Source organism: Acinetobacter sp. WA-87 (assembly GCF_039938935.1).
Classification (GTDB): Bacteria; Pseudomonadota; Gammaproteobacteria; order Pseudomonadales; family Moraxellaceae; genus Acinetobacter; species Acinetobacter seifertii.
Genome location: NZ_JBDUVF010000011.1, coordinates 21,028 through 30,367, shown reverse-complemented (window position 1 = coordinate 30,367; position 9,340 = coordinate 21,028). Strand labels below are relative to the sequence as shown.

10 protein-coding genes are annotated in these 9,340 nt (G+C 36.0%); 8 read left to right on the top strand and 2 right to left on the bottom strand.

Annotated elements, in window-relative coordinates; genetic code table 11:
* Window positions 1-317 precede the first annotated feature (317 nt).
* From ABFY81_RS18775 to ABFY81_RS18765, 3 genes are read left to right on the top strand one after another with little or no spacing between them, the layout of a single operon-like run.
* Complete coding sequence (locus ABFY81_RS18775) at window positions 318-821, top strand: YfiR family protein (protein ID WP_004704137.1); 504 nt, start codon at window positions 318-320, stop codon at window positions 819-821.
* A 5-nt stretch (window positions 822-826) separates the two neighbouring features.
* Window positions 827-2,050: a diguanylate cyclase gene (locus ABFY81_RS18770; protein WP_004704135.1), complete on the top strand. Its 1,224-nt coding sequence runs from the start codon at window positions 827-829 to the stop codon at window positions 2,048-2,050.
* Window positions 2,051-2,064: 14 nt separating this feature from the next.
* Window positions 2,065-2,544: an OmpA family protein gene (locus ABFY81_RS18765; RefSeq protein ID WP_004704133.1), complete on the top strand. Its 480-nt coding sequence runs from the start codon at window positions 2,065-2,067 to the stop codon at window positions 2,542-2,544.
* Window positions 2,545-2,589: 45 nt separating this feature from the next.
* Here ABFY81_RS18765 and ABFY81_RS18760 read toward each other — a convergent pair whose 3' ends face one another.
* Entirely contained in the window at window positions 2,590-3,600 is a 1,011-nt protein-coding gene (locus tag ABFY81_RS18760) for a metallophosphoesterase (protein ID WP_039255371.1), read from the bottom strand.
* A 106-nt stretch (window positions 3,601-3,706) separates the two neighbouring features.
* Here ABFY81_RS18760 and ABFY81_RS18755 point away from each other — a divergent pair, with 106 nt between their 5' ends.
* A complete protein-coding gene (locus ABFY81_RS18755) occupies window positions 3,707-5,332 on the top strand; it encodes a phospholipase D family protein (RefSeq protein ID WP_004704129.1) in 1,626 nt (541 codons plus the stop codon).
* Here ABFY81_RS18755 and ABFY81_RS18750 read toward each other — a convergent pair whose 3' ends face one another.
* A complete protein-coding gene (locus ABFY81_RS18750) occupies window positions 5,333-6,142 on the bottom strand; it encodes a lysophospholipid acyltransferase family protein (protein WP_004704128.1) in 810 nt (269 codons plus the stop codon). It abuts the gene before it with no gap.
* 203 nt (window positions 6,143-6,345) lie between these two features.
* Here ABFY81_RS18750 and hflX point away from each other — a divergent pair, with 203 nt between their 5' ends.
* The 4 genes from hflX to ABFY81_RS18730 all read left to right on the top strand — a co-directional run bounded on the left by hflX (window position 6,346) and on the right by ABFY81_RS18730 (window position 9,306).
* On the top strand, window positions 6,346-7,680 hold the full coding sequence (gene hflX / locus ABFY81_RS18745; protein WP_346791423.1) for a ribosome rescue GTPase HflX: 1,335 nt from the start codon (window positions 6,346-6,348) through the stop codon (window positions 7,678-7,680).
* Between the two features lie 42 nt (window positions 7,681-7,722).
* The gene (locus ABFY81_RS18740) at window positions 7,723-8,094 is read left to right on the top strand and encodes a hypothetical protein (RefSeq protein WP_347914388.1); all 372 of its coding nucleotides are present in this window, start codon (window positions 7,723-7,725) and stop codon (window positions 8,092-8,094) included.
* A 10-nt stretch (window positions 8,095-8,104) separates the two neighbouring features.
* Complete coding sequence (locus ABFY81_RS18735; protein WP_347914387.1) at window positions 8,105-8,779, top strand: LrgB family protein; 675 nt, start codon at window positions 8,105-8,107, stop codon at window positions 8,777-8,779.
* A gap of 83 nt (window positions 8,780-8,862) precedes the next feature.
* Window positions 8,863-9,306: a DUF2147 domain-containing protein gene (locus ABFY81_RS18730; protein ID WP_004704121.1), complete on the top strand. Its 444-nt coding sequence runs from the start codon at window positions 8,863-8,865 to the stop codon at window positions 9,304-9,306.
* Window positions 9,307-9,340 lie beyond the last annotated feature (34 nt).

The window sequence follows — 9,340 nt, the reverse complement described above, 5'->3', positions numbered from 1 at the left end:
TCTTAAAAGTCAACAGGTAATTTCGATATTTTTTAAAACTTATTTTCTAAACCACCTTATCATCAAATTCATCACTTAAAGCAATCAACTTAATCACAAGTAACTGTTTTTCAACAAGTTCTTATCCGCATCACCGCCGATGGATGTGCATTATAGAGGATTAAGATCCCTTTGCAATACCTTTCTCATGTTTTATTATTCAATAGATCAATTTTTAGGCTTTTTGGTAGGGATTAGATGAGATATTAAACTTTTTTTAGTTAATCAACTTCATGTAGAATAGATTATTCATGCAATTGATGTGGCATTAACTCACCATGTGGCATTCCGCTAAGAAAGTATTATTCTGCATACTTGTAGTGCTTGCTACGAGTGGGCCTGCGTATGCCAATTCAAAACATAACTTCTATGTGCTGACTTTATCTATTTTAAGTTATAGCAAATGGGAGAATGTAAGCACCCCTACTCTTTGTGTAATTGATAATGCTTCAATTACTTCTACTTTTCAGTCTTATATTCAACAATTATCTTATAATTATCGTGTACAAACAGTTAATGTTAAAGATTTCCCCAAGTCACATTGCCAAGCTGTTTACTTTTCTACAACTTCTCCTCAACAACAACAAAATTTAATTCAGAATTATCCATATCGTTCTTTGCTTTCTTTAAGTATTAATAATCCAGAATGTGAAGTTGGTAGTATCTTTTGTTTATATGATCAAAATAATTACACCACTTTTAAAGTTAACTTAGATGCATTAAGCCATTCCAAGGTCCATATTGATCCAAGGGTATTACTCTTGGCTAAGAATGCGGAGTAAGGGCCATGATATCTAAGTTGTATCAGTCCACTTCTCTACATGCTCTTTTTAGAAAGTCTCAATTTACGATTTTTGCGATTACTTTTTTTATTTGTTCTTTCACCTTTGTATCTATTTCCGTTTTTACTATGGAAACTTATGCAAAGCAGAATTTGCAATTACTTAGTCATACGCTTCTTGAGCGTATTCAACCTGCTGTAGTGTTTAATGACAAGATCACAATAGAACAGATCTTAAATGAATATACGAATGATCATTCTATTCGAGCTATTCATATTTATGATTCTGAACATCATTTAATTGCACAAAGTTTTAAGTTGTCTAGTCAAACTTCTGTTTTGGAAGGATGGTTTAATCATTGGTTCTTAAATGAGCCTGTACATTTAACGATTTATCATCACCAACAGAATGTTGGCGAGCTAACGCTTTTTGGTAGCTCTGAAAAAATATTGCAATTTTTAAAGATGATTATGGTCGGTCTAGCGATCGCGATGTTATTTATTGTTTGTGCACTATGGTGGTCAGTGAATTTAACTTATCGTCAAATTATGCAGGCGATTTATCCTCTTACCAATATTGCTCAAATCGTAAGTGAACAGAAAGCTTATAATCTTCGCTTTCCATATAACCGTATTAAAGAGTTTCAAGATTTAAATACTGTTTTTAATCAGTTGCTTGAAGAAATTCAAATTTGGGATAATCAGTTACAAAAGGAAAATCGCAAACTATCTTTTCAAGCTCATCACGATCAACTCACGTTACTGCCAAACAGACATTATTTTTATCAAATATTGTTAGATATGTTTGAAGATAAAGATTTTGACAACAAATCTGCTCTATTATTTATAGATAATAATAACTTTAAGGCAATTAATGACCAGTTCGGACATTTAGCTGGTGATGAAGTCTTAAAAGAGATGGCCAAAAGATTACAGACTCGTTTACGGCATCAAGATTTTATTGCTCGTCTAGGCGGCGACGAATTTGCGGTCATTTTGCATTCCATTAGTCATGCTGATCATTTAATATCTATTGCTGAAAATTTACTCGAAAGCTGTAAAGAACCTTTGCATCTAAATGATCAAACGATTTATTTCAGTTTTAGTGTGGGGATTGCTTTATCCCAATTTGCGTCTAGTCCAGAAGATTTTATTATGCAAGCCGACCAGGCGATGTATAAGGCTAAGACTTCTGAGCAACATTGGTTTATTTATAAACCAGAGAATTAAATTTAGGCTAATCTATGAATACAAGATCTTTAAAACTCTCCTTTATTGCATTGCTGTGCATTGCTCTTGCAGGCTGCTTGAGTTTTGGCCCTTTGAAATATCGTCAAGTAAAAATGCTAAAGAAAGAGGGTTTTGTTCTAACTAACGAAGGCTGGACTCTAGGTTTACCAGAACGTTTATTATTTGATTTTAATGATGCAACGTTGAAACAAAGCCATGAAGCAGAACTTGTACGCTTAGCAAATCAATTAAATAAATATGATTTGAATAAGTTAAAAATTGTTGGTCATACTGACGATGTAGGTAATCCTGAATACAACCAGAAGTTATCTGAAGAGCGCGCACAAAGTGTTGCTAACCTTTTCTTGACTCGTGGTTTTAAAAAGGAAAATATTTATGTTATTGGACGTGGTTCAACTCAACCATATGTACCAAACACAACCAATGAAAATCGGGCAATCAATCGTCGTGTTGCAATCGTCATTATTCCTTAATTTTCTTATTTAAAAAAGCCAATCTTCGTGATTGGCTTTTTTGTTTTATACAAGTTCAATAATATCAATAGTCGGTGGTACACGAAATCTTAAAGGTATGCCAACCATACCTGTTCCAACAGTAACAAATACATCCGCATGCTCGTGTGAATAAAAACCACGTTTGTGACCTAAAATTGATACTTTTTTCATAATGTAGTTAGTTACCCACGGAAGCTCAACCTGTCCCCCATGAGTATGTCCTGATAACATCAAAGGTCGATTAGGTAATTTGGGAACCATATCTACTGTATCTGGATTATGAGAAAGGATTAACCACGGTTTATCTTGTGGTAAGTTTGGCATTGAACGCATATCGGTTTTTCCAGCCCATAGATCACCAATACCAATTAAGCGAAATTCGTCAAACTCAACAATTTTACCTTCAATATCCATAACTTCATTGTAGTAAAGTGCATCTTTTAATAATTGTTGTATAGGTGGTCCTGGATATTGTTCATCATGATTTCCAGGAACTGAATAGACTGGAGCTTGAATATCTTTGAGTACAGCCAGTTCTTGTACTAGTTTGTCTTCTGGTTCATAGGTCCAGTCGCCTGACACAACCACCAAGTCAGGCTGTTGTTCATTAAGTTTTTTCACAATGATTTTGAGTTGTCGTTCGTGACCAGAAAATAAACCTATATGTAAATCAGCAATTAAAGCAACTTTTACAGGCTTATTAAAACGGCGATCCGGATTCAAACGATATTGATGAACATCAACACGTACCATATGCGGTTCTATAAAACGTGCATAAATGAGGATACCGCTTAATAAAAAGATAAAAATGGTTTGGTGAATTGAGTAATATCCTATCCAACCTGCATATAAGTTAAAGAACCAAAGTGGAATAAGAAGATAAGATAGATAAAAAGTAAGTAAGTGAACAAAAGCTTTAAATGGATGAATTGTTTCTGTACGTGATTGATGAATCCAAGCTTCGACAATGCCCCACAAGGCAAGTATTGAAAAAATAAAGTAAAAACAAAAGATGATTGAATTTGGATTCCACATTACGATTCTCGACTTATCTTATATTGATTGCTAGTAATCAAATTCAATATTTATCTTTCAATATGCACGAATTATACTCTAGCTCACCTTATCGTATGTATTGATTATGGCACAATCCTTTCATTCCAAACAGCTTCAAACTCATCAACAGGCTAAAGGCTTTTTGATCAAAGCTTCTTTAGTTGTCTGTTCAAGTTTCGCTGTAACTTTGACAGGTTGTAGCACTTTACCCAAACATCGTGCAGAACCAATTGAATATGCACGGGATATCGATACATCTCAAACTTCACTTGCAAAAATTATTACACCTTTGCGGGAACAAAATCCAAATTTAACGGGTTATCATCTGTTAAATGATCCGTTAGAAGCACTTGCGGCTCGTTTAAGGTTGATTGATAAAGCCGAAAAGACTTTAGATTTACAATATTATATTTGGGATAATGACAAGGTCGGCGCTTTAGCTTTACATGCGATTATTCGTGCTGCAGATCGTGGCGTTAAAGTACGTTTATTGATTGATGATAATAACGCTAAAAAAATGGAAGGGGTTTTACTGGCCCTTTCTCAGCATAAAAATATTGAAGTTAAATTATTTAACCCTTACCGTTTTCGCGAATACCGCGCGATGGATATGATTTTAGACTTAAAGCGTATCAATCGTCGTATGCATAATAAGAGCTTTATTGCTGATAATCAGGTAGCGCTCATTGGTGGGCGTAATATGACAAATCAATATTATAACGTCAGTGATAATTACCAATTTTCTGATGTTGATGTCATGTTAGTCGGTGCTGCTGTTGATGACATCGTAAATTCTTTTGATGATTACTGGAATCATGAATATGCCTATTCGGTCCAGAGCATTGTTAGTGCTCAACAACACCGTTTACGCTATGAAAGTTTAAAAGAACAACTCGATGCTCATTATCAACAAGCAACTGTTCAAAACTTCCTTAACTTAACTTCTAAGTCACATGCTTTTGATAAATGGCTAGACCATAACATTCAATTTGACTGGGTTAAGGCAGAGGTCGTAAAAGACTCCCCTGATAAAATTAAGTCAAAAGCAAAAAAAGAAGAGCATTTAAATTTCCAATTGATTAACCATTTGGAAAAGCCCGAAAGTAATGTTGATTTGATTTCTGCTTATTTTATTCCTGAAAAGCAAGGCGCTAAAATTTTGAGTACGCTTGCGAAAGAAGGCGTAGAAGTTCGAGTTTTAACAAACTCATTTAAGGCAAATGACGTTGCTGTAGTCCATGCTTTTTATGGTAGATATCGAAAAGAACTTTTGAAAAACGGCGTACAACTTTATGAGTTTTTACCAGCACCAGATAAACGTAATTTAAATAAAAATACGGAAGAGTTGGCAACTAAGGCTAAAGTAAACATGAAAGGCTTAAGTCGCTCAAGCTTACATACCAAACTCATGGCTTTAGATGAACAGGTTTTTATTGGATCATTCAATTTTGATCCACGTTCTGCTTATTTAAATACTGAAATTGGTGTAATTTTAGATAGCCCATCGTTAGCAAAAACAATTCACCATACGATGGATGAAAACTTAAATAAATATGCTTATAAATTAAAGCTCGACCCGAATAACAATATTTATTGGCAACAAGAAACCTCCAAAGGACCTGTTATTTATAAAAAAGAACCAGAAATGAAATGGTGGCAAAAGGCAGGCATGAAGTTTCTTTCATGGCTACCTCTCGAAGGGTTTATGTAATTAACTTTTTGGCTTAAGTACTTTTTGATGTAATTGAGCCAAACCTTCTACCATTTTTTGTTGGACTTCTTGAGTCAGACTTTTTACATCGTGCCCTTCGACCGAGATAGGAGGCAAGGTCAGTAGATGAGCTGTTACTTTCGGCATTTCTAGCACATGCTGAATATGTTCAACAAATGACATCTCACCAATAAATGGCGCGACATTATCTAATTCACCATGACGGTTTACATAGCAAATTAAGCACACTTGTACTGGACGCTTGGCTTCTATAGCGGCCCCGAGTAAACGACCATGTATTTTTTTAACAGAATGTCCATCTGTAGTAGTCGCTTCAGGAAAAAATAATACTGGAATATTTTGTTTTAAGAATTCAGCAATTTGCTCTCGAATTCTAATAGAGTCACCAGAGCCACGCTTAATAAATAAAGTACCGCCACCCTTTGCTAAGTTACCAAAAATAGGCCAATTTTCTATTTCAGCTTTAGCCAAAAAGAACACGCGCGCACCAGAACCTAAGACAGCAATATCAAGCCAAGAAATATGATTGCTTACCCATAAAGCTGGCTCTCTAGGAATCGTTCCATGCACTTGAACATCGAGGTTAAAGACTTTGCATAAACGGCGACAAAAATATTGGACGTATCGTGTATTAACAGGATTATTTGGATCCTTATAGAGTCCATGACGATAAACTAAATAAAAACCTTCACTGATTGCCGCAGTTGCTGAAGTAACTTTCTTTCCGTACAAGCCTATTTTAGAAAATTTCTTTAACGTTGAATTTAATATACTTTGCGTTTGAGCCATAAAATTTCACTAACGATCAATCATTGTTATACCTATCTCGAGCCATTCTATACGTTTCGCAATTAACTTGCATCGCTATGCGATAGAAGCAAATAAAAAATAAAATGCATGTAGATAATCTAAAGGATAAGACTAAACCCTTTCCCCTTTTACTCAAGTTTCCTCTAGAATAAAGTTTTACCCTTTTCAGGATTTATAGCCACGTGGAATTTGTTGATCGGCATCAAGGCGGTGAGCGCACAATACTGGTGAGTGTGTCTGTACAATTATTAGATGATCTGGATGCCGAAGAGTTTGCTCTACTTGCACAGTCTGCTGGTGCGGATATTCTTGAGCACGTTAAAGTACAACGTAATAAGCCAAATCCTAAATTTTTTATTGGTTCAGGTAAAGTCGATGAAATAGCAGAGAAAGTTCAAGAATTAGAAGCTGGGCTGGTTATTTTTGATCATGCATTATCACCCGCTCAAGAACGAAATTTAGAAAGAATATTAAAATGTCGGGTCATTGACCGTACTGGTTTAATTTTGGATATTTTTGCCCTACGTGCCCGCACCCATGAAGGTAAATTACAAGTTGAACTTGCTCAGCTTAAACATTTATCAACTCGCCTGATTCGTGGTTGGTCTGCTGACTTTGAACAACAAAAAGGTGGTATTGGCTTACGTGGTCCGGGTGAAACACAACTCGAAACAGACCGTCGTCTCATTCGTGTGCGTATTACGCAGTTAAAAGACAAATTAGAGAAAGTCCATCAAACTCGTATACAAGGACGAGCAGCCAGACAAAAAGCCTCAATTCCAACCGTATCTTTAGTGGGTTATACCAACGCTGGTAAATCTACTTTATTTAACATTTTAGCGAAAAGTGATGTATATGCAGCCGACCAACTGTTTGCAACCCTTGATCCAACCTTACGTCGTTTAGAATGGGATGGTATTGGTACTGTTGTGCTCGCAGATACTGTCGGTTTTGTGCGAAACCTACAACATGATTTAGTCGAGTCTTTTAAGGCAACTTTAGAAGAAACGCTTGAGGCAACACTACTCTTACATGTAATTGATAGCAGTAGCCATGAAATGCTGGATCAGATTGAAGCTGTTGAAGGTGTGTTAAAAGAGATTGGCGCAGATGCTCCTGTCCTTCGTGTTTACAATAAGATCGATTTAAGTGGTGAAGAGGCCAAAATTGTTTATTCAGAGCCTCATGTTCCTGATCGCGTTTATGTATCTGCACATTCAGGTTTAGGTCTAGATTTACTACGTCAAGCTGTTCAAGAATGTTTAATGGGACAACTTCAACAATTCTCATTAATACTTAAACCTGCTTATGGCAAATTGCGTACCCAGCTTTATGCTTTAAACGTTATCGAATCTGAACATTATGATGATGAAGGGCTATTACATATTGATATACGAATAGCCCCTCATAAGCTCGAGCAATTAATTCGCCAAGCCAAATTACCTATAGATGAGATATTAGGTGAACGAGCGAGTCAGTTTAAACGACCACTGGAAGAGTTTGAAATCAAGAACTAGATCAGTTAAAACTTGATAAGTAAACTTTTAGAGATAAAAAATATGGATAAGATCAAAAGTATAGATTGGGCAGCATGGGTAGGAACTTTTCTACTTATTATTGGCTTTCGTGAAGGCTCAGTCGTCGTTATGCGTACTCTTGGTCATCCAGAATTAGGAAACTTAGTTGGTTTAATTAGTTTACTCATCATTTTACTCGTTTGGCGCAAGTTTAAGAAAATTCCTTTAAGACTAGTCGACACCAACAATAAAATTATGAAAGAAAGTGGTTTTGCTTTTTTACCCATTTGTGCAGGATCATTAATTATGCTGGTGCATATGGGCAAAGAAATTCCTTTATTTCTCTTTGTACTAGTGGTAAGCACCCTTATCCCGCTGTGGGTCTATGCAAAAATGGCCAAACACTGGTTATAAGGAGAATAAAATGTTTATGATTTTATATGGATTTTTGATCACTCTAGTTGGCTATCTTTGTGCAAAACCTTTAAATCGCCGTATTCCTCAAATCCCTCTCTTAGTTTTTGGTATGTTCATTGTGATTGGTTTATTGTCAATCTTGAAAGTTCATTATGAAGAATACCGACTTTATGTAAATGATTTATTCAGCCATCTACTGGGTTATGTCACAGTTGCTTTAGCGATACCATTGGCTGCAATGCGATATGACGATCTACCTCTTAAATCGGTGATTGGAATTTTGTTTTTTGCAAGTATTAGCGCCGTTGCTTTACCAATGGGCCTTGCTTATTTATTGCATATGTCTGAGCCTACTATTTTGGCTTTTGCTACACGCGCTGTAACTACACCTATTGCTTTAAACATTGCAACTTTATTACATGCCCCTGAAACATTAGTCACGTTAATTGTGATTTTATCAGGAGTTATTGGTGCAGCATTTTCACCATTTTTACTTAAGCATATTCATGATGAAAGAGCATCAGGTTTAGCTCTAGGTTTAGCCGCACATGCTATTGGAACAGCTCAAGCTTGGCAACGTGGCCCTGTTGCGGGTCGTTATGCCGCTTTTGGTATGGCTTTAAATGGTGTATTTACCGCCATATGGCTACCGACTTTCATGTTATCTGTAGGAATTTCCTGATCAAAAAGTAGTTCAAATAAACATTGAACCAGTGATCAATTAGAAATAAGATGATCTTTTCAAATCTAAAAGGATTTTTGATTATGGGGAAATTTTTTGTTGGAGCGTTGCTCTTATTGGGGATAAATTCAGCTACTTTTGCAGCTGATATTACTGGTATGTGGCAAACGATTGACGATAAAACTGGTACGCCTAAGGCTCATGTAGAAATACGAAAAGAGGCAAATGGTACTTATTCAGGAAAAGTTGTAAAAATTACACCGCGTCCGGGTTATACACCAAAAGAAATTTGTGATAACTGCCCAGCGCCTTATACCAATAAGCATATTGTAGGTTTAGATATCGCGACTGGTTTAAAACAAGTGGATAGTACAACCTACACTGGTGGTAAAATTCTAGATCCAAATACTGGCAAAGTTTACGGATTAAAAGCCAAACTCAGTGCAAATGGTAACCGTCTACACATGCGTGGTTATCTTGGAGTTTCAGCTTTAGGCCGCAATCAAATCTGGATTCGCCTAGAATAAATCTTAAAAAAGAAAAAAGCCGCTTATGCGGCTT